At 44.5% G+C, this 25,484-nt stretch carries 24 protein-coding genes; 13 read left to right on the top strand and 11 right to left on the bottom strand.

The genetic code is table 11. The features are described 5' to 3' along the window. Position 1: 1 nt before the first annotated feature. Genes V1U08_RS00700 through rsxA form a run of 4 tightly spaced genes read right to left on the bottom strand, consistent with a single transcriptional unit; the run spans position 2 to position 3,697 of the window. Positions 2-997: an RnfABCDGE type electron transport complex subunit D gene (locus V1U08_RS00700; RefSeq protein WP_330469644.1), complete on the bottom strand. Its 996-nt coding sequence runs from the start codon at positions 995-997 to the stop codon at positions 2-4. Further along, positions 994-2,571 (bottom strand): electron transport complex subunit RsxC, encoded by a 1,578-nt coding sequence (gene rsxC, locus V1U08_RS00695; protein ID WP_330469643.1) that lies wholly within the window; start codon positions 2,569-2,571, stop codon positions 994-996. Before rsxC ends, V1U08_RS00700 begins: the two co-directional genes overlap by 4 nt. A 9-nt stretch (positions 2,572-2,580) precedes the next feature. After that, positions 2,581-3,108 carry an RnfABCDGE type electron transport complex subunit B gene (locus V1U08_RS00690; protein ID WP_330469642.1) on the bottom strand — a complete coding sequence of 176 codons (528 nt, stop codon included), beginning with the start codon at positions 3,106-3,108 and terminating at the stop codon, positions 2,581-2,583. Between the two features lie 13 nt (positions 3,109-3,121). Next, on the bottom strand, positions 3,122-3,697 hold the full coding sequence (gene rsxA, locus V1U08_RS00685; RefSeq protein ID WP_014234038.1) for an electron transport complex subunit RsxA: 576 nt from the start codon (positions 3,695-3,697) through the stop codon (positions 3,122-3,124). Between the two features lie 295 nt (positions 3,698-3,992). Between rsxA and nifL the strand changes: the two genes are divergently transcribed. The 7 genes from nifL (at position 3,993) to V1U08_RS00655 (ending at position 10,563) form a co-directional block, all read left to right on the top strand. After that, positions 3,993-5,534, top strand: a complete 1,542-nt coding sequence (nifL, locus tag V1U08_RS00680; RefSeq protein ID WP_239947103.1) for a nitrogen fixation negative regulator NifL — start codon at positions 3,993-3,995, stop codon at positions 5,532-5,534. Then, positions 5,531-7,129: a nif-specific transcriptional activator NifA gene (gene nifA / locus V1U08_RS00675; protein WP_118120250.1), complete on the top strand. Its 1,599-nt coding sequence runs from the start codon at positions 5,531-5,533 to the stop codon at positions 7,127-7,129. The genes nifL and nifA overlap by 4 nt, the downstream gene beginning before the upstream one ends. Positions 7,130-7,270: 141 nt before the next feature. Further along, positions 7,271-8,596, top strand: coding sequence for a nitrogenase cofactor biosynthesis protein NifB (gene nifB, locus V1U08_RS00670; RefSeq protein ID WP_330469641.1), 1,326 nt, complete (start codon positions 7,271-7,273; stop codon positions 8,594-8,596). Continuing rightward, complete coding sequence (locus tag V1U08_RS22895) at positions 8,574-8,828, top strand: 4Fe-4S dicluster domain-containing protein (RefSeq protein ID WP_443089726.1); 255 nt, start codon at positions 8,574-8,576, stop codon at positions 8,826-8,828. Before nifB ends, V1U08_RS22895 begins: the two co-directional genes overlap by 23 nt. Positions 8,829-8,833: 5 nt before the next feature. Next, entirely contained in the window at positions 8,834-9,358 is a 525-nt protein-coding gene (locus V1U08_RS00665) for a nitrogen fixation protein NifQ (RefSeq protein WP_329353100.1), read from the top strand. Between the two features lie 314 nt (positions 9,359-9,672). Further along, on the top strand, positions 9,673-9,885 hold the full coding sequence (gene cspE / locus V1U08_RS00660) for a transcription antiterminator/RNA stability regulator CspE (RefSeq protein WP_014234032.1): 213 nt from the start codon (positions 9,673-9,675) through the stop codon (positions 9,883-9,885). A 270-nt stretch (positions 9,886-10,155) separates the two neighbouring features. After that, complete coding sequence (locus tag V1U08_RS00655; RefSeq protein ID WP_014234031.1) at positions 10,156-10,563, top strand: VF530 family DNA-binding protein; 408 nt, start codon at positions 10,156-10,158, stop codon at positions 10,561-10,563. Between the two features lie 141 nt (positions 10,564-10,704). On the opposite strand, the gene V1U08_RS00650 is transcribed toward V1U08_RS00655, so the two are convergent. Next, positions 10,705-11,949: a hypothetical protein gene (locus V1U08_RS00650; RefSeq protein ID WP_330469640.1), complete on the bottom strand. Its 1,245-nt coding sequence runs from the start codon at positions 11,947-11,949 to the stop codon at positions 10,705-10,707. 243 nt (positions 11,950-12,192) lie between these two features. Further along, positions 12,193-12,834 carry a leucine efflux protein LeuE gene (gene leuE / locus V1U08_RS00645; protein ID WP_014234029.1) on the bottom strand — a complete coding sequence of 214 codons (642 nt, stop codon included), beginning with the start codon at positions 12,832-12,834 and terminating at the stop codon, positions 12,193-12,195. 283 nt (positions 12,835-13,117) lie between these two features. On the opposite strand from leuE, the gene V1U08_RS00640 reads away from it, so the two are divergent. The 4 genes from V1U08_RS00640 to V1U08_RS00625 all read left to right on the top strand — a co-directional run bounded on the left by V1U08_RS00640 (position 13,118) and on the right by V1U08_RS00625 (position 16,682). Continuing rightward, positions 13,118-14,134 carry a TRAP transporter substrate-binding protein gene (locus V1U08_RS00640; RefSeq protein ID WP_014234028.1) on the top strand — a complete coding sequence of 339 codons (1,017 nt, stop codon included), beginning with the start codon at positions 13,118-13,120 and terminating at the stop codon, positions 14,132-14,134. Positions 14,135-14,187: 53 nt separating this feature from the next. Then, a complete protein-coding gene (locus V1U08_RS00635) occupies positions 14,188-14,736 on the top strand; it encodes a TRAP transporter small permease subunit (RefSeq protein WP_014234027.1) in 549 nt (182 codons plus the stop codon). Between the two features lie 151 nt (positions 14,737-14,887). Continuing rightward, positions 14,888-16,165 carry a TRAP transporter large permease gene (locus V1U08_RS00630; protein ID WP_049794701.1) on the top strand — a complete coding sequence of 426 codons (1,278 nt, stop codon included), beginning with the start codon at positions 14,888-14,890 and terminating at the stop codon, positions 16,163-16,165. A 34-nt stretch (positions 16,166-16,199) separates the two neighbouring features. After that, complete coding sequence (locus V1U08_RS00625) at positions 16,200-16,682, top strand: gluconokinase (protein ID WP_330469639.1); 483 nt, start codon at positions 16,200-16,202, stop codon at positions 16,680-16,682. A 98-nt stretch (positions 16,683-16,780) separates the two neighbouring features. Here the strand turns inward: V1U08_RS00625 and V1U08_RS00620 are convergent, their stop codons facing one another. Then, entirely contained in the window at positions 16,781-17,701 is a 921-nt protein-coding gene (locus V1U08_RS00620; protein WP_330469638.1) for a DMT family transporter, read from the bottom strand. A gap of 95 nt (positions 17,702-17,796) precedes the next feature. On the opposite strand from V1U08_RS00620, the gene V1U08_RS00615 reads away from it, so the two are divergent. Beyond that, entirely contained in the window at positions 17,797-18,705 is a 909-nt protein-coding gene (locus V1U08_RS00615; protein WP_330469637.1) for a LysR substrate-binding domain-containing protein, read from the top strand. A 206-nt stretch (positions 18,706-18,911) separates the two neighbouring features. Here the strand turns inward: V1U08_RS00615 and V1U08_RS00610 are convergent, their stop codons facing one another. Then, positions 18,912-21,482, bottom strand: coding sequence for an ExeM/NucH family extracellular endonuclease (locus V1U08_RS00610; RefSeq protein WP_330469636.1), 2,571 nt, complete (start codon positions 21,480-21,482; stop codon positions 18,912-18,914). Between the two features lie 854 nt (positions 21,483-22,336). Between V1U08_RS00610 and rarD the strand changes: the two genes are divergently transcribed. Next, the gene (gene rarD, locus V1U08_RS00605; protein ID WP_330469635.1) at positions 22,337-23,236 is read left to right on the top strand and encodes an EamA family transporter RarD; all 900 of its coding nucleotides are present in this window, start codon (positions 22,337-22,339) and stop codon (positions 23,234-23,236) included. Between the two features lie 114 nt (positions 23,237-23,350). Here rarD and V1U08_RS00600 read toward each other — a convergent pair whose 3' ends face one another. The 3 genes from V1U08_RS00600 to modB form a co-directional block, all read right to left on the bottom strand. Continuing rightward, positions 23,351-23,527: a hypothetical protein gene (locus V1U08_RS00600; RefSeq protein ID WP_330469634.1), complete on the bottom strand. Its 177-nt coding sequence runs from the start codon at positions 23,525-23,527 to the stop codon at positions 23,351-23,353. A 122-nt stretch (positions 23,528-23,649) separates the two neighbouring features. Then, entirely contained in the window at positions 23,650-24,783 is a 1,134-nt protein-coding gene (gene modC, locus V1U08_RS00595; RefSeq protein ID WP_330469633.1) for a molybdenum ABC transporter ATP-binding protein, read from the bottom strand. A 10-nt stretch (positions 24,784-24,793) separates the two neighbouring features. Beyond that, positions 24,794-25,477 carry a molybdate ABC transporter permease subunit gene (modB, locus tag V1U08_RS00590; protein ID WP_330469632.1) on the bottom strand — a complete coding sequence of 228 codons (684 nt, stop codon included), beginning with the start codon at positions 25,475-25,477 and terminating at the stop codon, positions 24,794-24,796. Positions 25,478-25,484: the final 7 nt, after the last annotated feature.

Genomic DNA, 25,484 nt, shown 5'->3' with positions numbered 1-25,484 from the left:
ATTATTTCTCCGTCACTCGGCTAGAACCAAACACATGTGGGCGCAGGTAGTAATCAATTAAAGGGCTGACCGCATTCATAATCAGTACCGCAAAAGCCACGCCTTCGGGGTAGCTACCAAAAGTTCGGATCAACCAAACAAGCAGGCCACACCCCAGCCCATAAATAAGCTGTCCGCGAATACTGGTTGGAGAGGTAACAAGATCTGTCGCGATATAAAATGCGCCCAACATGGCAGCGCCGCTGGTGAGGTGAATCCACGGCGCCAGGTAGGCTTCAGCGTTGATCAAATGACTGACTAAAGCAGGTAGTGCCAGACCAAGCATGAAGGTCACAGGTATCGCCCAGTGAATAATGCGTCGCCAAATCAGATAACCACCGCCACACAAGATAAGGAAAGCACTGGTCTCACCTAGACTCCCAGAATGCTGCCCAAAAAACTGCTGAGTAAACTCAACCGGCAAGGTTCTTTCAACACTGAGAGCCGTCGCCGCCGTCACGCCGTCAAAGCTCAGCCATCCATCCGGTACGGTGACTAAGTTGTTGCTAAGATCTATCGGCGTTGGAGCCGCCCACTGGGTCATTTGAACCGGAAAACAGATCAGTAGCATGACGCGTGCGAGCATGGCTGGATTGAATAAGTTCTGCCCCAGCCCGCCATAGATTTGCTTACCCAAAATAATGGCAAACATACTGCCCAAAACCGCTAAGCTAATTGGGAACGAAGGCGGTAAACTCATGGCCAGTAGCAGCCCGGTCAGAATCGCTGAACCATCAAAACACGCACTAGGTTTCTTTTTCATTGCCAACAAACATAAACATTCGCTTATGATGCTGGTTAAACAACACACGACTATCAGTGCCAAACTGTTGCGACCAAACTGAAAGCCAGCAAATACACAAGCCGGTAATAACGTTAAGATAACGAGATACATGATTCGTGTAGATGAGCTCCCGTTGTGAGCAAATGGGCCAATTATTGAGTCATATTTGATCATAACTGTTGCTCCTTCTCAGCGGCTTTATCTTGACGAGATACTCTCGCTGGACGAGGTGGGCGAGCCGGTCTCTCTGGACGAGTCGGTTTTTCCGCTCGCTCAGGTCGAGCATTGCGGGTTGGTCTTGTGACTTTTTTCGCGGCTTTGGCTTTCTTCTCAGCGGCCTCAAGGGCGAGACGTTGTTTTCTGGATTCATTGAGCACTTTGGTCTGAGCCGCTCTTTGCTCCATAAAGGTATGCGATGCAATCACACCCTTTGCGTGCATAAAGTACTGAACTAAAGGAATCGAAGAGGGACAAACATATCCACATGCACCACAAGACAAGCAATGATTCACACCCAGTTCCTCGGCACGTTTGAAATCGGAAACGCGGGTGTACGCGGCCATTTGAAATGGCATCAAACCCATTGGACAAGCACGAACACATTGACCACAGCGAATACACTCTTGATGTTTGGTTTCAATAAACACTTCGTCTTCGGTTAACGCCAGTATTCCGCCAACCGTTTTATCAACAGGCACCTGCATTGAGGGAATAACCTGACCCATCATAGGTCCGCCCAGAAGTAATCGTTCCGTCGAGTCACTCACCCCGCCGCAATAGTTGATTACTTCGTTCACCGGGGTTCCAATTGGTACCTCGACATTTTTAGGTTCCGCGATCCCTTTTCCACTGACCGTGACAATCCGCGAAACCAAAGGACGACGGAATCGAACCGCGTGGTACACCGCCCTAACCGTGGAAATATTGTTAACTAAAATACCGACCTGAGTGGCACGCCCTCCTGGTGGAACATCTTTTCCAGTAAGCGTTTTTATTAAGTGCTTCTCAGATCCCATCGGATAAATACTCGGCACCTTACGCACGTCAATGGTGTCGACTTCACTCGCGGCAAAATGGAGCGCACTTAAGGCATCCGGTTTGTTATCTTCCACGCCGATAATGGCCCTTTGCGCACCGCTTGCAATCAGCATCATCTGTATCCCAGAAATAATTTCTTCCGGGTAGGTTTGCATTGTTAAATCATCACTGGTCAGATACGGTTCGCATTCACCTCCATTAATGATGATGGTGTCTACGTTGGCGCTTCTTGAAAATCGCAACTTGACCGCGGCTGGGAAACCAGCGCCACCTAGCCCGACTATGCCCGCTTCCGCCACGCGATCAATAATGGTGTCGGCATCTAAGTTATGGATATCTTCACCCGGCGAAGATACCCCCCATTGCTTATCGTCATTCGCGCGAATCACTACCGTGTCACACTTCACTTTCGCCGGGTGAGTTGTGATATGCGGAACAATCGCCGTCACCACACCATTCACAGATGAATGCAAAGGTGCAACGAAGTCCGTAAGTCCAACAGCAACCAACTGCCCTCTGTGCACTGACTCACCAGGACCAACCAATACTCTTAACTTTGCTCCGGAACGCGTCTGCAAAGGTAAGTAGATATTCCGAGGCCAGAAATGGCGATCAATGCGTTGATCTGACGTTAACTCTTTATAGGCTTTGGGATGAATACCGCCACTAAATGGTTTATTCCACAAACTAACACTGCTTAAACTGGACATGATTCACTCCTAAACCGACAATGAAGGCTTTGGCCAATACCATGTAGACACCGACGGCGTCACTTCGGACATGGTCAAGCAACCTCGTGTACAGGCTTTTTCACATAACTGACAACCGGTACACACGTCTTTTAGTACCGTGTGTAACTGTTTCGGCGCACCGACAATTGCATCAAAAGGACAGGCTTTGTAGCAGCGGTTGCACCCGTTACACTGCGTTTCATCAACTCTTGCCACCAGCTCAGTCTCTTGATCACTTGTATCAATAGAAACACCGAGCAACTGTGCAACGTTTTGAGCAAGTAGCGCTCCGCCAGGTGGACAACAAGCCGGGCTTAGTTCACCAGTGACCATTTTTTCGGCGGCCTGGCGGCAACCAGCCTCTCCACACTGACCGCATTGGCCACCCGGCAGTAATGCTTCAACTTTGTCTATCCTCGGGTCGCCTTCCACATGGAACATTTTTGCAGCGTACCCAAGCGCAAGCCCAAGCAATGCTCCGAGCGTGACAAAAAATATAAGCGTCGTAAGTAACATGACTTAGTCTCCTCTATGCCATTCCCGAAAAGCCCATGAAGGCCATCGACAAAAATCCCGCCGTGATGAATGCTATCGGAGAGCCTTTAAATGCTGCCGGAACCTGACTCAACATAAGTTGGCTACGTAAACCAGCAAAAATAGTGATGACGAAAAAGAAGCCCAGAGCAGAACCAAAGCTGAACATCAGGGTGTTGAGAAATGACAAATTGTCTTGAACAGCCAGCAATGCGACCCCAAAAACGGCACAGTTGGTGGTGATGAGCGGTAGAAATACGCCCAGAGACTGGTACAACTCGGGAAATGATTTTTTAACGTATAATTCAGTAAACTGAACGACCGCAGCGATGACCAAAATGAAGGATATGATCCTCATAAACTCCAGATGCAACGGCTTCAAAATCGCAAACTCAATAATCCAGCTTGATACCGTCGCTAAGGTAAGCACGAAAATCGTCGCGATCCCCATTCCCACCGCACTGGTAATTTTGCTCGACACTCCCATGAACGGACACAAGCCCAGAAATTTGGCTAAAACGACATTGTTTACGAATGTCGCACTCAGAAAAATGATCAATCCTTCGGACATAACAGCACTCCACTAGCTTCCTTTCTCGAAGGTGGTGCATAGCGTATGCCACGGAGCGTTTTTGCACTGGAATGAATCAAACAACCCCGTCAATACAGTGCTAGCGCGCAGGCTAAGCGCTTTTCTTTACCAAAATAGCTGTGTCACAAACCCAACAAAGTTCGCTTGTTCGCATGAATAATTGTCCGAAATCAAACAAACCTTCATTTAAGCGGGCCCGTCATACCTGGCTTGAGTGTTTGGAATAGGAAATGCATCGACGGTCTTATATCGCCAAACGTATAAGGAAAGACGTATGGAACAACTTGATAGCCTGCTACCCGATAGCAATTCAACGGTGTTTGACATGCAAGCGTTCGAGCAGATCGTTGCGCATGCTCCTGTCGCCATCAGCATTACCGACAAATATGGCAACATACTTTTCGTCAATAAGACCTTTAATCAGATCACTGGCTATAGTTCACGCGAACTGATTGGTAAAAACTCGTCACTGCTTTCGTATAAGGCAACACCTCAACGCGTATATCAAAATATGTGGCTAGCCATTACCAACGGTGACCATTGGCAAGGTCAGTTGGTCAACAGAAAGAAAAATGGTGAGCCGTATATTGCCGAAATTTCGATTTCTCGGCTAAAAGAGAAAAGTGGCGAGACACGATATTATGCCATCCATCGCGATATTACAGAGCGACACCAACGTATCACTGAGCAAAAAAATCAGTTCACACTCTTTCAAGCGGTGTTGAATGGTTCTTCGACAGCCATTGCACTGGTTGATGCCTCCAACAAGCTGCTAGTCAGCAACAAAAAGTATCAACGAATACAAAACAGTATTCACCACAGCCCTATAGACTTATTGCTGCAAAGCATTCAGAGAGACTATCAACAGACTAGTGTGGTTGAGTTCATCGGCGAACATAAAAACCGTACGCAAAATATCTCTGTTCGAAATGAAGACGGCACATGCGAACGATGGTTTGAATTTACATTGGCGAAAATTCCGGTTTCAACCATCAACATTGAACATTATTTTCTTCCAGACAGTGATGATGACTATAGCGTTATCTCTATCACTGAGCGTACCAAAGAGAAGCTCTTGGTCGAGGAACGACGTATTAATGCTACCAAGCTTATGGCGAGGGACAATAAATACGTCCACGCCATGCAAGAAGCATTAATGGGAACACTGCATCAATTACAGGGACCGTTCAATGTCATTGATTCTGCTGTAAATATTCTCAAACGTACTAATGCCTCCTGCCCCGGTTTAATCGCGATGGATGACGCAATGGCGAATGCAAATGCAGCCATGCAAGAAATCATGCTCGCCATCCCAGAACGAGAAAGAGAAGCGCGGCAACCAGTGAATCTCAATGAAGTGATTCGTGACTCATGCAGCATCAGTAATGATGAATTGATGAGGCTATCGATCAACTTAGAACTTGATCTATCGCCAAAGCTTTCCTCAATCAATGGCACGCCTCATCGACTTATTCTTGCCATAAAACAGCTCATCGATAACGCGTTAGATGCTATCAAATATGCTAAGCCGTCAGATCGGACGCTGTTCATTCAATCTTATGAGAAAAACGGAGAGATAGTGGTTGATATCGAAGACAATGGCTTAGGGGTGAAAGAAGATCTTCGTCTGACCGTATTCCAACCATTTTATAGCACCAAACCAAAGCACCAGTCTGGCTGTCGAGGCATTGGGCTTTCTATCGTGCAACAGGTGCTCAATGAACATTCAGCCACCGTAACGATCTCAGACAGCCGCCGGCTAAACGGCGCCAAAGTCTGCTTAACATTTCCAATCAATAGCGGTAAGTCATTATGATAGAAGATCATTCTCTTTTAGATTTAGAGCGTCAGTTATTGGCGGCAATGTATCGAATATCTAGTGTTCTAAACGCTAGCTTAAATTACGTTGAGTCATGCGACAAAATACTTAAAATTCTGCACGATGAGTGTCGTTTACAGTGTGGCATGCTCACCATTCTTGACCACCAAAAGAACATTTTATTGGTTAAGTCTGTACATAGCCCACTTAGCGATAGTAGCCGAGACCAAAAGAACGTTTACTATAAGACCGGTGAAGGTATTGTTGGAGAGGTCCTCAGCCAAGGGAGCTCTATGGTAATTCGCAATCTCGGTAGCGATATGCGTTTTGCGGACAAATTGGCACTTTATGACTATGACAAGCCTTTCATCTGTGTCCCAATCAAAGACAGTAATAGTAAAGTTCTTGGCGCACTTTCAGCCCAACCACCTAATGTCAGCGACGAGCACCTTACGTTGTTGTCGAAATTCCTCGATATGATTGGCAACTTAATCGCCAAGAATATTCAACTGTCTCAGAACGTTGAGCGAACCGAAAAAGAACTTGTTGATGAGCGTGACGGATTACGCCGTAAAGTTCGCAACAACTACAGTTTTCACAACTTAGTGGGACACACCAAGACCATGAGACAAATTTTCGATCAAATTCGTCTGGTGTCTCGCTGGGATTCAACGGTGTTGGTTCGCGGTGAATCGGGGACGGGTAAAGAGCTTATAGCCAACGCGATTCACTATAACTCTCCTCGTGCTGATCGTCCGTTCATCAAACTCAACTGCGCAGCACTGCCTGATAACTTGCTCGAATCTGAACTGTTCGGCCACGAAAAAGGCGCATTTACAGGTGCGGTCAAGCAGCGTAAAGGGCGATTTGAAATGGCACACAATGGCACTATTTTCCTGGATGAAATTGGCGAAACCAGTGCAGCGTTTCAAGCAAAGTTGTTACGAGTATTGCAGGAGAAAGAGTTTGAACGAGTCGGGGGAACAACAACTATTTCGGTAAACGTGCGTATTATCGCCGCGACTAACCGTCACCTGGAAGAGGAAGTGACGCAAGGTAACTTCCGTGAAGACCTTTATTACCGCCTCAATGTTATGCCAATGCACCTACCTCCTCTTCGCGATCGCATTCAAGACATTCCAGAGCTGGCCGAGTTCATGCGCAAAAAGCTCAGTAAGCAACAAGGCCGTAACCTCACCATCAGTGATGATGCGATACGTGTGATGATGAATCACAGTTGGCCGGGTAACGTGCGTGAACTAGAAAATACCTTAGAACGCGCTTCGGTATTGTGCGAGTCCGGTGTCATTGATGCCAGTTTAATCAAAATCAACCAGTCTGAACCGAGCTTTTCACCGCCGGTCCAATCCGCTTACACACCCCCACTTTCTGCCGCTGCACCACTTCGCGCAACAGAAAGTCAGCTTATACATCGGGAGAAAAGCAAACCGGCTGACGAGAGAGAACTGGTAATCGACGCGCTTGAGCGATCTGGTTGGGTAAAAGCCAAAGCAGCAAGGCTGCTCAATATGACGCCGCGTCAAATTGCTTACCGAATTCAAATATTAAATATCGAGATGAAACAAATCTGACAATTTTTGAAAGCCAGATATTGTCGGCAAACGGACAATTGTTACTAGTTAGAACCCTTAGCTTATGTAAAACAATACTTTAGTTAAGGAACAATGATTGCAATGAAGCTTATTAAAGGCATTTAATCATAAGGGGCAGACATGGAAAGTCCTTCATCAAGTGTAAAAAGTGACGATTGTGCACAAGATAATCTTCATCACTTTTTCAATAAAAAAACGCAGGATAAAATTGCAAAACATCCGTGCTATTCAAAACAGGCTCATCAATACGCGCGTATGCATTTACCTGTAGCACCAGCATGCAATATACAGTGCAACTACTGTAACCGGAAATATGACTGCAGTAATGAGTCTCGCCCGGGAGTCGTGTCACACGTTATGGATAGTGCTGCGGCGCTCAAACAGTTTTCAACCATTAAAAAGCGAGCGCCTAACTTGACGGTAGTTGGAATCGCAGGCCCTGGTGATGCTCTCGCAAACCCGCAAGCCACATTTAAAACGCTTCGCGATATTCATAAAGCCGACCCAAACGTACAGCTTTGTATCTCAACCAACGGACTTGCGCTTGCTGAACATGTTATGACGCTGGCGGTATTGGGCGTTAATCACCTCACCATTACGATTAATTGTATTGATGCTGATATCGGAGAAAAAATCTACCCTTGGATTTTTTACAACCGAAAAAGACTTAAGGGCAAAGTCGCGGCACAAACACTTATCGAGCGTCAATTGCTCGGATTAGAGTTAGCAGCAAAGGCTGGCATGCTGGTGAAAGTGAACACGGTACTTATCCCAGGCATCAACGACCATCACATTGCTCAAGTATCAGAGAAAGTGAAATCTCTGGGCGCGACGTTACATAACATCATGCCCCTGATTTCCGATCCAAGTCATGGTACCTATTTTGGGTTGAGTGGTCAGCGGGGGCCAACCGAAGATGAACTGCAACGCGTCCGCGAAGAATGCGGTGTGCACATGCCGCAAATGACCCATTGTAAACAGTGCCGAGCAGACGCTGTTGGAATGCTTAGTGATGACAAGGCCTCAACATGTGGCTCGTCTTCTAAACCATCGGTATATAAAGTCGCGGTTGCCAGCCATGGAGAGGCCCACATCGGATTGCATTTTGGCCATGCCAAACGCTTTGAGATCTACCAATATGACCAACAATCACAGCAATTCCTTTTTGAGGAATCACGTAACGTTGCTCAATACTGCACAGGCCAAAGTGAATGTGGTGAAGAGTCTGAAAAAGAAGCCTTGTTCGACACAATCGCAGATTGCCAAGTGGTTCTCAGCGCGAGAATCGGAATCTCACCGTGGCGTGAATTAGAGAAACGTGGAGTGATTCCCAATGTTGACTTCGCCTTCCAACCAGTAAGCAGCAGCTTAGAAGCAATCGCCAAACAATACTGTCGTGAAACTCAGCAAGCGGAGACAAAACATGAGCTTTTCAATCAACAATAAATGTGTCGGCTGTCATGCCTGTATGACCGTGTGTCCTAATCAGGCGATATATAAAAGCGACAGAGCAGACAAACCATTTGCGATTCATACTAAGCGGTGTAATGAGTGCTCTTCTTTTTGGCACGAGCCACAATGCGCCAGTATTTGCCCTATCGAAGAGGCGATTGTTGACCACACCAGTCGCCCCCTAAACCCTTTAGGCAGCTTGAGCCCGCAACATGATAGGAGCTAAGTATAGTGAACGCTGAAAAATGCAAACAGTACTGGCGACCAATCGTCCACTCTTATCTGAGTGGGCGATCTTCGCTGCCACTTTACCTCGGATTGAAGAAAAGCCACTTTATTCAACTTATTGAATTTTTTGACCTTGAGGTAAGTTTAGCCAATCTCGAAACCAAACAAGCCAGGTTACGTAGCGAATTAATGGCATTACGAACCGAAGAATACGATCAGCTGCGTCAATTGTTATCTCAGAACTTGGATAACTCACGCCCATTTGCAGAGGAAATGGCCATCGTTATATCAAGTGGCTGTATGGGAAGCCAACACCTCTGGCATGACTTAGGACTACCCGAACGGGCTCTACTGACACAATTATTTTCTGACTATTTCCCCAACTTATCTGCTAAAAATGTTAACAACATGCGCTGGAAACGGTTTTTATACCGTCAGTTATGTGAAAACGGCGGCGACTATGTATGTCGCTCGCCAAGTTGTGAAACCTGCTCAAGCTACAGTGAATGCTTCGATACTGTGTCGTAATCTCACTCAATATCGTTTAAATATTGAGCTACCATTGCCGAACGTGTAAGTTCGCGGCTTTTAACATTCAGAGACGTGTAGATCCCAAAAAAATAAATACAAATAATCCTTTACATGTGATCACTAAAAGACAATAATGGCGCCGCTCTGTTGTTCAGAGTTATTAAATGAGACATCACGTAGTAAAAGTAAAACCCTTAGAAAACCAAGTTGTTATCCTCAGTGTTTCCCTTAGCTTCAAAGATACATTAAATAATTCAAGCTACTAGCGCATTCAAATAATTAATTTTTTCAATTTATATAAGGGACATATCATGTCTAATAAAACAACTGGTTCTGTAAAATGGTTCAACGAAACTAAAGGTTTTGGTTTCCTAACTCAAGACAACGGCGGCGCAGACGTATTCGTTCACTTCCGTGCAATCGTTTCTGACGGTTTCAAAACTCTTGCTGAAGGTCAAAAAGTGACTTTCGAAGTAGAGCAAGGCCAAAAAGGTCTTCAAGCTGCTAACGTTGAAGTAGCATAAGATTTTAAGTAGGCGCAGGCTGTAGGAAACTACGGCTTGCGTCACTTATCTCTGATTATTATAAATACCTCCCCCTTTTAAACTCCTCAATTCTCTTTATCTGATTCCCTTTCTTCTATTGATTTTGCCTTATAGCGAGCATCTTTCACGCTTTTAAGCTATTACATGTCATACCCATACAAAATCCCAATCTTGATGAGTAAATGGTCAGATTATTGTGGGAATTGGTATTATGCCTATATTTAAACACGAGCCCCTGAGGTACAGATCATGACTGATGAAGAAAGAATTGAACTTCAAAAAAACAACCCTCTCCATGGTCTTAAACTAGAGACGATGATCGCAGAACTAGCGGATTTTTATGGATGGGATATCTTAGATGCAGCAATGCGATTTAATTGTTTTCATACCAACCCCTCAGTCGCAAGTAGCGTGAAGTATTTAAAGAAGACAGATTGGGCAAGAGAGAAGTTAGAGAATTTTTATTTGTACCGATTTAAGCGCATGCCGAGAGCATCGAGTGAAGAGTTCGAACTGCCTCCACGCGCCCGTACGTTTCCAAACGGACTTAAACCTAAAGAGCCAATGGAACTTACGGTTGAGTCAATCTTGAAATCACAAGCTAAAGCCGCTTCAGCACATAAAGAGCGCTCGTCTCGAGGCCGTTCTAAACGTTAATATCTGGGTAACTCATTACCGCATAGTGCTGACAAACATAAAACCAATTCGGTTGTTCGGGTTGTTGGAATAGCAAAAAAGTGGAGGAGCTAGAATCTCCCCCACTTCACTGTTATTGAAGCGACAAATACCAGCGATTCTCTACTCCCATACAAGGCCTTCAGGTAAATCAGGAAGCGCCCAATTATGGATATAGTTGATCACTCTTAACGAATCATCGGCCGCTTGTGTAAAGCCTCGCGCATAATCTGTATCCACTTGGTCAACCGTAAAGACCTGAGGGTTTCCTGCTATATCAAGAAGAGGAACCACCTGATATGACAAAGTTGAAATCACCACTGGGGCATTAATATCCGGCTCTACGCCTGGAAGAACTAGCCCCACTTCAATTCCGGAGAACATAACATCACGGTAATAGCTATACCCCATAAAATTGAAATACCCGTTGTCATTAATACCTAGAGTGGTGTTGATATTAATAACTAGATCGAGAGTGATAGATCCAAACTTATCTCCAGCCCCTGCTAAAAGCGCTGCGGCCGTATCCAAGTCTTCCGAACTCAATGTTTCAACACCGTCACCGGCCAAATGTCTAAGACCACCTAACTGCTCATCTGACAAAGTAAGACCAGGAAGATGACCATTTAACATCAGTGCTTTATAGAGTGCCAAGTTTTCCAGTGGCGAATCGATGGTTTTGAATACATCCTCCGTAACCTCCACCTCAATTCGTCCAGCCGGGTCGGTTCTCACACTAATCGCATTGTTAATATTAGACATCGCTTCATTGTAGGATGAGTCGATCACATCAACCGGTGATCTCGCAACACTCAAGCGACCAAAGTCCACTTCTTCAGCGTAACTTGCAAAAACGTAGTCCTCATAACCCACTAAGCTTTCGACAATTTCACAGTCACTGTTAAGTGGAATCAGTGTTAATCCATCTTCTGTTTGAAACTCTTCAGGAAGTAAAGGTAGCGGCTCCCCGGTGAGTACATCGGTAGCCTGTTCATTTGCGATTGGCTGGAAGCAACCATTATCATCTTGTTGCGGTATGTATAACGTTGCGTCCAATTCATCCCAGTCCCAGGTATATTTCACTGGCTCACCATTGTCATTGCGGACAATAATAAGCAAGTCACCATAAAGGTCGCCTTTACTCACGCCCGGATCATTATTACCTCTGCCTGGCTTTCCATCTCTACCTTGATTCCCAGCCCAAGAAGGACGATCTGAGCTATCATCAGCGGACAGAGCGAAAGGAAGCGACAAGAATAATAGTAGCGCGAGCGCCATACTCACAAACATAAGTACATTCATGCTTATGCTTTTAATTGGTGTGTAGTCTTTCATCATCTGCTCCTTAGCGTATGGATACGCTCCCATCGCAATACATTGCTTAAGAGAAAAAAGACTGTCTGACTTAATTAAGTTTTTAACACCACCAAATTAACTGTAGAGTAGAATTCATAAGCAACCGCTAATATACGCAAGCATTTTGATACGGATCAATTGAATATCAATTAAGTTTCTTAGTAGACGCTACAATGTTGATACAGAAACGGTCTCAGAGGATAAAGGTTTCACCTTCAGAAAATCTTGTACAAAGTCCACCAGCCTTGGGCCGCATTAACTTAAGCTTGCTAGCCTTGCTGCAAAGCCCATAAAGAACATGCCTAGTAACCCGTTGCCTAACTTTGCTAACACTTTATTATCTTTGAATAATTGAGTTAATGATGAACCCAGAAAGATCAGCGTACTCAAATAAATGATGCTAAAAACTTCTAAGATAAACGCCAGGATCAAGTATGAAATCCACGTGTGTTCGTACGTATAATCGATAAACTGGATAAAGAAAGAGACGTAAAACAGGATTGCTTTTGGATTGGTCAGACTTAACGTCAGCGACTTAGCAAACACATTTTCGCGTTTCTTAGGGCGAGCGACGTCTGATTCACCATCATCACTTTTACTCATTAACTGATGAATGATTTTCACCCCTAAATACAGCAAGTACGCGGCACCCAAGTAGCGAATAATCGTGAACAGGACGGGAGAAGTTTGAATTAACGACGCAACACCTAGGTAAGAGAGCAAAATTAAAACCGCGTCACCAATAAGCACACCAGAAGCTGCTTTATAACCCGCCTTAACACCCAGCGATGAGCTCGATTTCAACACATAGAGAGAGTTTGGACCCGGAGCAAGAATGATCATGGTCAGACCGACCAAATACGTCCATATATTAATTACGCCAAACATCTCCAACATGACGAACAACCCTTTTACCAAATGACATCGAACAGAATTACGAGATATAACTGAAACAAATAGCAAAGTCTATCTCAGCTCGAAGAATTCCATCGAAAATATATAAACCCTCATTCATAAACAGACATCTCATTCATGTTAGAAACTAATTAAAGATGTTACGGAACGTGATCAAACTCGTAGATTTCAACCGATGTTACCGGTAACTTACGAAATGTTCCCGGTAACATTCGGGCGTAGTAGGAATACAAGTAGATCCGATAATAAATTAAAGGACGAATGAATGAACATCATACAAAAATCCCTAACCTCAGCTATCTCACTAGCGTTGCTATCCACTTCAGCATTCGCTGCTGACTTTAACTTTAAGTTTCAATCCAGTGATCCATCTGGTGACAAGAACTTTCAGGTTCAAAAAGAGTGGACGGAACGCGTAGAGCAAATGTCTGGTGGTCGTATTGAAATCGACCTACTGCCTGTTGGTGCCGTGGTTAAACACACAGAAACCTTAGGCGCGATCAAAATGGGCGTTATCGATGGTCACATTACCGCAACAGGTTACTTTACTGGCCAAGATCCAGCGTTTGGTCTGATCGGTAATATGGTTGGTGCATGGTCAGACACTCGCCAATTACTTCAATACATCAACTACGGTGGTGGTTATGAGTTAATGACTGAGCTCTACGCACCGTACGGCGTGAAATACATTGGCGGTTCAACAACAGGCGTAGAGTCGTTTGTATCTAAAGTGCCACTAAATGGCGTTGATGATCTAAAAGGTCTTAAGCTTCGTGCTCCGGAGGGTCTGGTTCAACAAGTATTTGCGGCTGCAGGTGCGACCCCAGTAAACCTACCAGGTTCAGAAGTCTTTACTGGTTTGAGTAAAGGCGTTATTGATGCTGCTGACTACACCGTTTTCTCTACTAACCATCAAGCAGGCATGAACGATATCGCAACTCACCCAGTTCAACCGGGCTTCCACTCACTGCCAACGATTGATATCTCAATGAGTCAGAAAAAGTGGGACAAACTACCAGCCGATCTTCAAGAGATCATGACGGTATCGGTTCGTGACTTTGCTGAAGATATTACGACTCAACTGCGTATTGCAGACCAGAAAGCCGTTAAAGAAGCGGAAGCGAACCCTAACATTACCATCCACGACTGGTCGGAAGAAGAGCGTAAGAAGTTCCGTCTGATAGCGATGGGCGAGTGGGAAAAATATGCTGAACTCTCTCCTAATGCGAAAAAAGTTTACGATTCTATTACGACTTACCTAAAAGACTCGGGTCTTCTATAAGTTGTTAAAAAAAGGGAGGTTTACTCCTCCCTATTTCATTTGGAATTAGACATATGAAAGAATCAGACACAAATCTAGCGGCTGAAATGCCCCAGAATATTCTCGACAAAGCAATAACCAAAATCAGTGAGCTGTTTAGTTTATTGTTTGTTGCCACCGTCATCATTTCATTTTACGAAGTAGCAAGCCGCTATTTGTTTAACTCACCAACCATGTGGGTGCACGAAACCGCCTCCTTTATTGGTGGAGCACTGTTTGTGATCGGCGGGGCCTACGCTCTCGCAACCGACAAACATGTAAGAGTCGTTCTCGTTTACGATGCGGTATCACAAAAGACAAAACGTTACCTGAATGTCTTTCACCATCTTGCAGGGTTACTGTTTAGCGGGTTATTGATTTATGCAGCGTGGCAAACTGTGGCTAACTCTTGGTTTGCTCCTTGGGGTGGATTGAGATTAGAAACCTCGGGCTCCGCTTGGAATCCACCATTCCCAGCCCTGCTTAAAGGCATCATTTTATTTACCGTTTGCCTGATGTTTATTCAATTCATTTTGCATTTGATTAAAGAAATTCAACAACTAAGGGACGAAGGCGATGAATAACTTATCTTCTACAAAACCTTCTGTTGGGAGCTACAAACCAGTGTTCCTTGTCATCGGCCTTCTGACCTTAGCGGCTGCTTTAGGATGGGTTGGTGTGCAAACCTTCACATCGAACTTGTCATCAATTGGCATCGAGTACGGCAGCTTGCTGATGCTTGTGTTGATGATTGGTCTATTGTTGACTGGTATGCAACTCGCTTTCGTAACAGGCCTTGTCGCACTGATCTTTACCTTAGGCTGGTTTGGCGTCGATGCACTACCGCTTATTACGAGCCGTATTTTCAGCTTCGTCAGCGGTTACGTATTCCTTGCGGTACCAATGTTTGTACTGATGGCTGCGTTGCTCGACCGCTCAGGAATTGCCCGAGACTTGTTCGATGCAATGAAAAGTGTTGGCCGTAAAGTTCGCGGTGGGGTTGCGGTTCAAACCTTGCTTGTTGCGGTGATCCTTGCATCTATGTCGGGCGTTATCGGCGGTGAAACGGTACTTCTTGGTATTCTTGCTCTGCCACAAATGCTAAGACTGGGCTATGACCGTAAGTTAGCAATCGGCACCACATGTGCTGGCGGTGCACTAGGCACCATGCTGCCACCGAGTATCGTTCTGATTATCTATGGTTTGTCGGCTTCCGTATCGATTGGCGAACTATTCAAAGCGGCATTCTTACCAGCGTTTATTCTGGCAATGTTCTACATGGCTTACGTACTGATTCGATGTAAGCTGAATCCAGACCTTGCTCCGTTACCTTCAGAAGAAGATCTGGCTAAAGATGCAGAAGCTCATCCAAGTTACTTCAAAGCGCTGTTCTTCCCTTTGCTATCCGTAGCGACGGTTCTAGGAAGTATTTACACCGGTATTGCATCAGTTACCGAAGCCTCTGCTCTGGGTGTGGTTGGTATTGCTATCAGCGCGGCTATCCGTAAAGAACTTAATTGGAAGATGATCAAAGAGTCTTCTATCGCAACCATGCGTACCTGCGGCATGATCATGTGGATTGGTATCGGCGCTTCAGCTTTGGTTGGCGTATACAACCTAATGGGCGGTATCGACTTTGTTGAGGAAACCATTCTCGCGCTAAGTGGCGGAAACGCGATGTCTACCTTGCTTATCATGATGGCGATTCTGTTTGTTCTGGGTATGTTCCTGGACTGGGTTGGCGTTGCACTACTGACTATGCCGATTTTCGTCCCGATCATCACAGGCCTTGGAATGGACCCAATCTGGTTTGGTGTGGTGTTCTGTCTAAACATGCAGGTCGCGTTCTTGTCGCCACCTTTTGGTCCAGCAGCATTTTATCTTAAGTCTGTTGCGCCTAAAGACATTAGCCTTGGTGAAATATTCACTGCACTACTTCCGTTTATAGCACTACAAGTTAGTGTTCTTGCTCTCGTGATTGTTTTCCCAGAGCTTGCATTATGGTGGCGATAAATCTGCCCATTAAGCCTAATTATGAGTTGATACTATGAATAAAAAATATGTCGTTATGGGTGTTTCTGGGTGCGGTAAATCTTCTATCGGTGACTCGCTGGCAAAATCTCTGAACATCCCTTTTTTCGATGGTGATGATTACCATCCAGCGGAGAACGTTGAAAAAATGAGGAATGGCATCCCTCTTACCGATGAAGACAGAAAAGAATGGCTGTTAACCTTAAATGCGTTAATACAGGAACAGGAAAACTTGGTACTGGCATGCTCTGCCTTAAAACCAGAATACAGAGAAACATTAAGAGCAGGCTGTAATGATCTCACGTTCTGCTATTTAAAAGGTGATTTTGACACGATATGGGCTCGTCTAAAGGCCAGAGAAGATCACTATTTCCAAGGTTCAGCGATGCTAGAAAGCCAGTTTAATACTCTGATCGAACCCACCGAGGAGGAGGCAATCTATATCGATATCAATCAGCCTCCGGAAAAAGTGGTTGGAGATATCCTCGCAAAAGTTTGATCAAAAAGGGCTGGTACTCCAGCCCTTTCTTTTGATCCTACCTGCTAGCTTGTTACAGATGATTATCCGTCATCACTCCACGTCTTATGCTGAACCGACTAAACATGGCGAACTCTGGTTTGCAACAAGTGCTTGAATAACTTGGAAGCAAAGCTATTCATCAACGCAGCAATAATGATGAGTGCAATTCCGACCACCTGATAGATAGAAAAGCTCTCTTCAAAAAACAGCACTTGCCATATCGCGGTGAACAACAAACTGGTGAAGATCAACGGTGCAACTTGAGAGTTATTTTCGGCCAGCTTATACGCTTTAGAGCGGAAAATTTGATTGCCTACGACGGATATCGAGAGCCCGAAAAGGCATATCCACACCATTAGATTCCCCTGCGGTGCTAACAATATCTGCATGTCTGGTTCTGGCAAACCTGATATGAAGGATAACGGTAGCACGCTCAATGCAGCGATAAGAAATGTCCAGCTATTAAGAACAGAGGGCGTCACCTCCCTTTTGCTAGCGCGAAACAGACTCACCTGTGACCCTGCACTGAACAGTCCCGAAGCTAAACCAATTAGCAGCTCCGGTCTAAACTGAATTCCGGACACATCACCAGCCAGCATTAAAACGCCAATAAAAGTCGCGGCTAAACCGAATTTCGTTTCTGTTTTAATCTTTACTTTAAAAAACAGCTTTTCTAAAACGGCAATAAAAAGCGGCCCTGTTGCAAAAAGTACCGAGCTTTCGACCAGGGATAACGTATTCAATGAGGCAATGAAGCACAACTGGCATGCAGCGATGCATAGCCCACGAATAATAATAGGCTTTACTACTTTACGTGGCGGCATAGGTAACTTTGAAGCCACTACAATTGCAAAAAGCAACAAGGTTGGCATAAGAAAACGGAGAAACGTAAGCAGCTCAATACTCATCATTTCGGTAAGTTTTTTTAATAGAAGTCCAGTTAATGACAAACTGAACGTTGAAATTAGCATATAAGGTACAGCGTGGTTCTTCGACAAGATAGTATCCTCCCTATTGACGAGCCCATACTAGTGCAATGACAACAGAGAAAAAAACGAATATATTTAAACAAACCTGTTAGATAAACTTACAAATGAATAAACGACCACCTCTGAAATCTCTTTACGCATTTGTTGCGGTCGCAGAAACCGGCAGCATGACTGAAGCCGCTGGTGTACTTAGCGTGAGCCACTCTGCAATCAGCCAAGCGATAAAAAGCCTTGAGTCACTCATCGGGCAACCATTGTTTCAACGAGTCGGCAGGCAGGTTCAGCTCAATTCCGTTGGCCAGAAGTACTACAATGATATTGCTCCGGCATTAAAAACGATCATTGATGCGACGGAAGCCGTTACTCACCAGCCACAATCAAATCGAATCACACTGAATATGATTAACTCTCTGGCAATCCATTGGTGGGTACCAAGAGTCGATAACTTCCAACAATACGCCCCGAACGCGGACATTCGCCTGTCTAATCTAATCGGTCCTTTTGATTTAAACCAAGAAGGTGTGGACGTAGCAATCATTCACGGTAAGTCCGATGAATGGGAAGACTACTATTGCGAAAAGCTCGGAGATGATGAGCTGTTACTGGTGTGCAGCCCTGACCTGTTGGATTCATCACAAGACTTCCCGTCCGCTGCTGAATTATTGCAACGCTATCCTGCGATTTATGCTGAAAACCTGCGTAGAAAGCAGGACTGGAGTGTTTGGTGTCAGGGTAACTCTCTGCCCGTTCCCAAGAAGCAAAATAATTTGAGTTTTATCGCGTCAATACATGCCGTTCAGGCCGCAATCCGAAAGCTGGGTGTTTTCGTTACACACCGATTATTCGTCCGTGATGAAATTAAGCACGGTTTGTTGGTAGAAATAGGGTCTCCAGTTAAAAATCCGCATTTGGAGTTTTTCTTCGTTTGCAAACCAGAAAAGCTGCGCAACGAAAATGTTCTTAAGTTGAAATCTTGGTTGAGTAAGGAATTTAATAACACGTCGGATGAATGATGACTAAGAGATCGCCATTTGGCACCACACCACCATTCGGTTTAGTTTATCGGCAGTTATAAGAAAAGCCCGGCTATAGGAAACTGTTTACTTCCTGGCCGGGCTTAAGTGGCTGTTATTTAAGTGACATTACTTATCTGGAAGGTAAAACTATCCATACAAATAAAATCAACCTAAAAACCTTCACTTCAATAAACACTTATGTCTTAGTTACCACCTTGAAACCACGGTTTCTTGGGCTTGTTTTTGTTGTCGGACTGGTTGTGTTTATTTTTATGTTTGTTGTGCTTGTTAGGATGATTCGGGTGCTTTCCAGGCTTATGTTTATCATCATTGCCAAATGCAAGCACAACGATCGCTGGATCATGATCAGACGCTCGGTAAATATCAGAATATTTCGGCAAGTCACCTGAGTACTCTGTTGTGTAATCAACATAAGTGGATTCAGGCGAGTTGATATTCCAATCGATAGCTGCAACGACGTTGTTTTCTGCCGTTTCTGCATCTGCCAAAATATAATCTAGTGTTCCTAGAGTGTCATCGTACGAATAGCTGTATGAATTCGGATGCCACTCTCTGATAACATTTCTATAGCCAAAGGATTGTGAGAGGCTTTCAGGTTGAGCACCATCCATTTTTTGATCACCAATAAACGTATCACGAGCTGGTGTCACCGAGTAACCTTCCGGAAGCTCTGTTAACAACAAAATCGGATCTTCGCTGGCGTAAGAGTTCAAGTCACCTAGGATCAACTTGTGTCCATCAATTTTAGCTAACTCAGTACCCAAGTGTTGTGCGGCAGAAACTCGGAAATTTTCACATGATCCCTGTCCATCAACATCTTGCTTGTTCTGCAGGTTTACATCTTCCCAGCAGGTTGAGCCCTTTGACTTGAAGTGATTAACAGATACCGTGATGGTCTCGTCAGTGCCATTGATACGGAAAGTAGGAGTAATGGCATCTCTTTGATAGTTGTCAGTATCCTCACCTTCGGTCGCGTGTTGCTCCGGCATTTCAATCAGTCGGTATGTATCAAGTGTGACTTTAGCAGGTTTAAAAATCACCTGGTTAGTGATGGCATCGGTACCAACATAGTCGTAATCTTCGCTGGACACGTACGAATACTGGTTAGACTCATCTTCAATCAAAAGATTAATTTTATTAACCAGATGCGCTACAGCAGACGCTTCGCCAAAACCGTTGTTTTCAATCTCCATCAGACCAACGATATCTGCATCCATCGCGACGATGGCTTTGGCAATTTTATCACCCTGACGTTCAAACTCATCGGCTGTTTCCGCACCACGGTTGTCACCATATGGGTTTTCAGCCCCGCCAAATGGTGAGTTAAAGTAGTTAAGTACGTTGAAAGTCGCGACGCGCAGGTCCCCATCGACGAGAGCCGGTGTAGAGGTACGGTCATTATTGTGAATAAACGTGTCTTGCGTTGCTTCATTGGTAACGTACAGACGGAAATCACTGTATGAGTACCCCAATACGCCCTGAAGTCCGTTAATAGTGTCGTCGATGCGGATATAGTCATCACTGGTTGTTGTACCGTCTTCCATTGGAACCGCACTTTCTGTCAGAAAATCACTGTACCAAGGCACAACACCGTTAGCCGCTTTTTGGAATGACTCAATATAGATTCGGCGATCTTTATTTTCATTGTCCTTAGCTGCGGCTTCGACGGATCCCGCTACATTTTGCTGGTTCATATGTAGATTAACCCGTTCATACGATGCCATCATGTTGTAGCGGTATGCGTCGTAATCAAAGCTGAACGTTCGCGTGATATGCATATCTGCTGCTTCGTCCAGTTCAACAAGCATGCCTTCATGACGTTCCAGAGTGAAGTCGAAACTGTCATCCGTATCCAGAGTACGTAGTGGCGTTGGAGTTATCGTGATTTGGGTAGGCTCAACATTATTAACATGCGTATCAATCAGTTGAGTCCAGCCATAGCTTTCGTAAGCTTTACCCTGCACCGTAACGGTATTGCCGACCTCAATACCACTAATATCACCTCTGATGAAAATTGCATCAGAGGTATTCTCGTTACCGTCCCCATGTTGATCTTGCAGGAAGAATCCTACTGGCAGGTCATTACCTAGTGCAGACGTTTGAATCGCTGTCACGATACCTGTAACTTCGTAATACCCTTCTGATTCATAACCAGATTCAATCAGAGGTGAACTCCAGGCATCCCCCTGTATTTCCATGATGGTCGTTGCTGTCGCGTCTGGAATGGTGTTATCTACACCTTCATCCGACAAGCTTCCCAAACCGTCAAAGGTATCTTTTGCGTAGCTGCTCCAGTCACTCTCATCGAACACTGTGCTCGCAGAACGTCCTATACGGCGCAGGGTGATGTCTTTTCCCCAACCACTTGTCGTTGGCACATCGCCAACAATATCAACTACATTGCCATCATTAAGAAGCGCAACTGCATCACCACCATTGTGTACCAGAGCAGAAGAAATGATAGTGGCGACATCAGCCGATAGTGACAGCTCTGCCTGACTGTTTTGTACGACCAACAGCTCTTGTGGCGCTAAAGTACCAGTCAAATTCAACATTTGTGTCGGGATTTCAGAGCCATCTTTATAGCGTGCTAACGTGTAATTAGAGAGCAGAACACTTTCCGAGCCATTGTTGTACAGCTCTATTGCTTTATTATAGCTGCCGCCTTCAACATATTCCGTAATCAAAACTTCGGCGTTGGCAACGTTAGAAAGTGCCAGACCCACCGATAATGTAATCAGTGTTTTTTTCATCTTGTATCTCATCCATGTTTTATAGATTGAATGTTTAATATCGCGGAGACTTACTTGTAGTGGTTAACCGTATATTTAATATTAAATTAGCATTTAAATATGACTTTTAAGTTAATGAAATTCATAGAGATAGCTAATTAAGGAAAAGGTAATATTATTGCATTTTAATTAGTTACATTCCGATCAGAGTGTCATTGTTAAGTTAAAATAATATGAACATTTAATTATTCTATCCACTTTAAATTCAAGACAATTAAATATAATAGAGTGTAATCGAATACATTTATTCTTCAGATTTAACGATGAATATTAATTAACATTAAACGTAAATTTCGAGTTAGGGTCGATACAACGGAGCATCAACAAAGCACTGGTTGGGATAATATTTTAAGATTAACAGGAATAGACATAATAAATTAAAGGTTTCTGGCTCATCTATCTACGAGAAGCGTATGAGCAACCTCGAATCTTATTTTTTTATGCACTCAAGCACACACTTGGTGCAAAGATGTTTCATTTCTGTTAGCTTACGCAACAGAACGCAACAATAATTTTGCAACACATTGAGCAATCGATAATCATGCGGTAAAACAACTTACTCATTCCTGAATAAGTCCGCTCGTAACTACGCTAACAAGCTCACGTGTTTTGAAATACCAATCACAGTAAGTAAGTGATCAGAGGTAGCGTAGGAAAAATGCTGGAGAACAAGGCAAAATTTTTCGATAAGTAGTTATCCTACAATCAAAAATTTTAACGCCGTTATCGAGCATTTTAACAAGCTAGAATGACCAGTTATTTACTACGATTGGTATAAGTACCATCATCAATTTGAATCGCACTCGAAAATAATTATGCACACTAGAACCAATACTCCTTTTGGCGTGACTCTCAATATCATCGGGTCGGCCCTCTTCGCCGCTATGTTCGCTTACACGTCTTTACTCGGTGAACTAGATGGAGAAGAAATTTATGGATGGCGTATTTTAATCACTTTCCCTCTTTTAACGGGTTTCATTTTGCTAAACGGCAATTGGCATCAAGTTGTGGGTATCTTTCAGCGATTATTGCAATTTAACTTAATGTTCATCTTAACTCGGTTCTTGACGTCTTTTTTAATTGGAATCCAGTTGTGGCTATTTTTGTGGGCACCCGTGAACGGCTATGGACTTGCGGTATCGCTTGGCTACTTTATTATGCCGATCACGTTAGTTTTGGTGGGACGTTTGGCATTTAACGATCAATTGTCGCGTTTTCAAAAATTAGCGTGCTTTTTTGCCATACTGGGCATTCTCAACCAAATGGTCATCTCGCAGACATTAGCCTGGCCTACACTGGTTGTCTGCTTAGGTTACCCAATCTATTTTTGGCTAAGACAAAAAACTGAGACTAACAATATTGGTGGTGTTTGGTTCGATATGATGCTGAGCCTGCCTGTCAGTCTCTACTTTATTTTTGAAAGCGGCTACATTCTTCAAGAGATCAATGTAAGTTCTGATCTCCTGTGGTTAATTTTCGGTTTGGGGTTAATCAGTACGTTAGCCCTGGCATTTCAATCTTTGTCTGCGCCGCACCTTAACCTCAGTTTGTTTGGTCTGTTGGTCTATGTTGAACCCGTTCTTTTAGTTGTGGTGGCGATTTTGTTAGGTGAGAGTATCACAGCGAAAGAGTGGCCAACGTATATTGCAATTTGGCTCGCTGTTTTTGTACTGATGGTAGAAGGTTACTTAAGTTTGAAGAAAGCCCGGTATTAAATGGTGGGCGTAATAGATCGTAAAAACGCGTCTTGCCCACTCAACGTAATTGACATGACCTAAGTGGGATTTCGCGGGCATCTGTCTGTAAAAACATTATTCAGATAGCGCTGGTTATTTTGTTTCCATCGTTGCCGTTAGGATTGGATCCTGCGACTCTTCTGACTTCAAAATAGCCTGCTCTTGCTTCTGCTTTGCATGCAGTGCTTCGATAAGCTGACTGTCTAACTTCGCAAAATAGAGGTCTTCTTCCGCCTTACCTTTTAGCCGAAGTTTTTCTGTAAAGTCCATGGCAGCCACCTCTCCATCATGACTATCTATTGAAAGTATAGATGAACGAATAAAAGTGGTGTCTCACCAAAAAGTGCGCTACTCGGGTATTTGATCTATTGCTCTTAGCTAATCTATCGCTCTTAACAAATCGCGACAGCTTTAATGAGCGCCCAGACACGCTGGTCTCGCTGTAAGTCGAGTTCATGAAGCGATTTAACCGTTACTCTGGCGAGTAAACGTTGTTGATTAACGAGTTCCAATACAACTAAAGCTTCACCAGATTGAATCGAATTCGACTCAATCTCGATAATCTTTGCCGGTAACGGGTTAAGTACTGTGGTGGAAACAGGTTCATCCAATGCTATCCCCACGTCGCTGGCCAGAATCCGACAACGCTGACGCTCTCCAATGTTCGCTGTTTCGCCGGGCACATAAAACGTGACATCGTCACAACTTAACTCGGTCATTGCGTACTTTTCGCAACGGCTTTTCACCACTGTGTCAAATACGCTCCCCATTTCCTCGCCAAACAGATGACTAAACTGAGCGTCAGACATTACCTGTTGAGCACCACCACTGGCGATAATGTTGCCTTGATTAAACAACACAATATGATCGGCTAACCTTGCTAGTTCCTGTACCGAGTGAGTGACATAGATGATAGGCAGATCCCACACCCTCTGAAGGCGTTCAAGGTAAGGTAAAAATTCTTCTTTTCTGGCATGGTCCAGTGCCGATAACGGCTCGTCCATCAGCAACAATTGGGGCTGTGTCAGCAAAGCACGCGCAATCGCCACTCGCTGTTTCTCTCCTCCGGAAAGTTGTGATGGATAACGACTCAACAAGTGATTGATGCCTAATAGCTGCAAAATGCTGTCACGTTTAAACAGCGTTGGTTGTGTCTTTACCCGCTTCTCGGCATAAGCGAGGTTTTGATCAACGTTTAAATGCGGAAATAGACTTGGCTCCTGAAAAACGTAACCGATTCGGCGTTCAAAAGTAGGAAGAAAAACTTTTCCATCCCAGCTTTGCCACTGTTCGCTGTTGACTCGTACTTCGCCTTGTTCAACTCGGACAAGCCCCGCAATTGCTCTCAAACAGGTAGTCTTCCCACAACCTGAATGCCCAAAAAGCACGGTCACACCTCGACTGGGCAGATTTAACTCTGCCTTGAGCTGAAAGTCTTCATAGTTGATGTTCAGCTTCGCGCTTATTAAACCTTCATTTTCAGTAATTATCACGCCTTCACTTTCAATAACTGTCGCGTTGATCATACGAGTCCTCCTACTCCATTCTGGCTTTATGCAGATTGTTGAGCCAATGAATCAACAACAACGCCAGAAAAGAAAAACCGACTAATCCGGCTGATAAAATATGAGCATTTAGGTAGTCGAGTGCTTCGACATGATTGTAAATTTCGACCGACATAACCCGAGTCTGTCCCGGTATATTTCCTCCAATCATAAGCACCACGCCGAACTCGCCTAGTGTGTGGCAAAACCCCATGACAGCAGAAGATAAAACACCCGGCCATGCTAAAGGCAGAGTGACCGTCACAAACGTATCGAATGGCGACGCTCGTAATGTTGCCGCCACTTCCATTGGTCTTTTACCAATGGCGGCGAACGCGTTCTTAAGCGGTTGGAGGACGAACGGTAGCGAGTGTATGGTGCAAGCTACCGCGATACCCGTGAAAGTGAACGGCAGTTGTTGCCAGCCCAACTGATATAAAATTTGTCCCACACTGCCCTGCGGTCCAAGTAGTACGAGCATGTAAAAACCGAGAACGGTCGGCGGCAGAACCAAAGGTAGCAGCAGAACAGACTCTATCACCGGCTTAAAACGCGATTTACCATGACATAACCACCAAGCTGTAGGTATGCCAATCACCAACAGTGCGCACGTTACGACGAAAGCCAACTTGAGTGTTGTAACAATCACTAAACCATCCAATGGCGTATTCCTCACTCTTTCT

The sequence above is a fragment of the Vibrio sp. YYF0003 genome (assembly GCF_036350715.1).
In the GTDB taxonomy this organism is placed as follows: Bacteria; Pseudomonadota; Gammaproteobacteria; order Enterobacterales; family Vibrionaceae; genus Vibrio; species Vibrio natriegens.
This window is presented reverse-complemented; position numbering and strand designations above follow the sequence as displayed.

Coding starts and splice junctions, on each gene's coding strand:
- V1U08_RS00700 (WP_330469644.1), bottom strand. CDS start 997: ATGATCAAATATGACTCAATAATTGGCCCATTTGCTCACAACGGGAGC.
- rsxC (WP_330469643.1), bottom strand. CDS start 2,571: ATGTCCAGTTTAAGCAGTGTTAGTTTGTGGAATAAACCATTTAGTGGC.
- V1U08_RS00690 (WP_330469642.1), bottom strand. CDS start 3,108: ATGTTACTTACGACGCTTATATTTTTTGTCACGCTCGGAGCATTGCTT.
- rsxA (WP_014234038.1), bottom strand. CDS start 3,697: ATGTCCGAAGGATTGATCATTTTTCTGAGTGCGACATTCGTAAACAAT.
- nifL (WP_239947103.1), top strand. CDS start 3,993: ATGGAACAACTTGATAGCCTGCTACCCGATAGCAATTCAACGGTGTTT.
- nifA (WP_118120250.1), top strand. CDS start 5,531: ATGATAGAAGATCATTCTCTTTTAGATTTAGAGCGTCAGTTATTGGCG.
- nifB (WP_330469641.1), top strand. CDS start 7,271: ATGGAAAGTCCTTCATCAAGTGTAAAAAGTGACGATTGTGCACAAGAT.
- V1U08_RS22895 (WP_443089726.1), top strand. CDS start 8,574: ATGAGCTTTTCAATCAACAATAAATGTGTCGGCTGTCATGCCTGTATG.
- cspE (WP_014234032.1), top strand. CDS start 9,673: ATGTCTAATAAAACAACTGGTTCTGTAAAATGGTTCAACGAAACTAAA.
- V1U08_RS00655 (WP_014234031.1), top strand. CDS start 10,156: ATGACTGATGAAGAAAGAATTGAACTTCAAAAAAACAACCCTCTCCAT.
- V1U08_RS00650 (WP_330469640.1), bottom strand. CDS start 11,949: ATGGGAGCGTATCCATACGCTAAGGAGCAGATGATGAAAGACTACACA.
- leuE (WP_014234029.1), bottom strand. CDS start 12,834: ATGTTGGAGATGTTTGGCGTAATTAATATATGGACGTATTTGGTCGGT.
- V1U08_RS00640 (WP_014234028.1), top strand. CDS start 13,118: ATGAACATCATACAAAAATCCCTAACCTCAGCTATCTCACTAGCGTTG.
- V1U08_RS00635 (WP_014234027.1), top strand. CDS start 14,188: ATGAAAGAATCAGACACAAATCTAGCGGCTGAAATGCCCCAGAATATT.
- V1U08_RS00630 (WP_049794701.1), top strand. CDS start 14,888: ATGCTTGTGTTGATGATTGGTCTATTGTTGACTGGTATGCAACTCGCT.
- V1U08_RS00625 (WP_330469639.1), top strand. CDS start 16,200: ATGAATAAAAAATATGTCGTTATGGGTGTTTCTGGGTGCGGTAAATCT.
- V1U08_RS00615 (WP_330469637.1), top strand. CDS start 17,797: ATGAATAAACGACCACCTCTGAAATCTCTTTACGCATTTGTTGCGGTC.
- V1U08_RS00610 (WP_330469636.1), bottom strand. CDS start 21,482: ATGAAAAAAACACTGATTACATTATCGGTGGGTCTGGCACTTTCTAAC.
- rarD (WP_330469635.1), top strand. CDS start 22,337: ATGCACACTAGAACCAATACTCCTTTTGGCGTGACTCTCAATATCATC.
- V1U08_RS00600 (WP_330469634.1), bottom strand. CDS start 23,527: ATGGACTTTACAGAAAAACTTCGGCTAAAAGGTAAGGCGGAAGAAGAC.
- modC (WP_330469633.1), bottom strand. CDS start 24,783: ATGATCAACGCGACAGTTATTGAAAGTGAAGGCGTGATAATTACTGAA.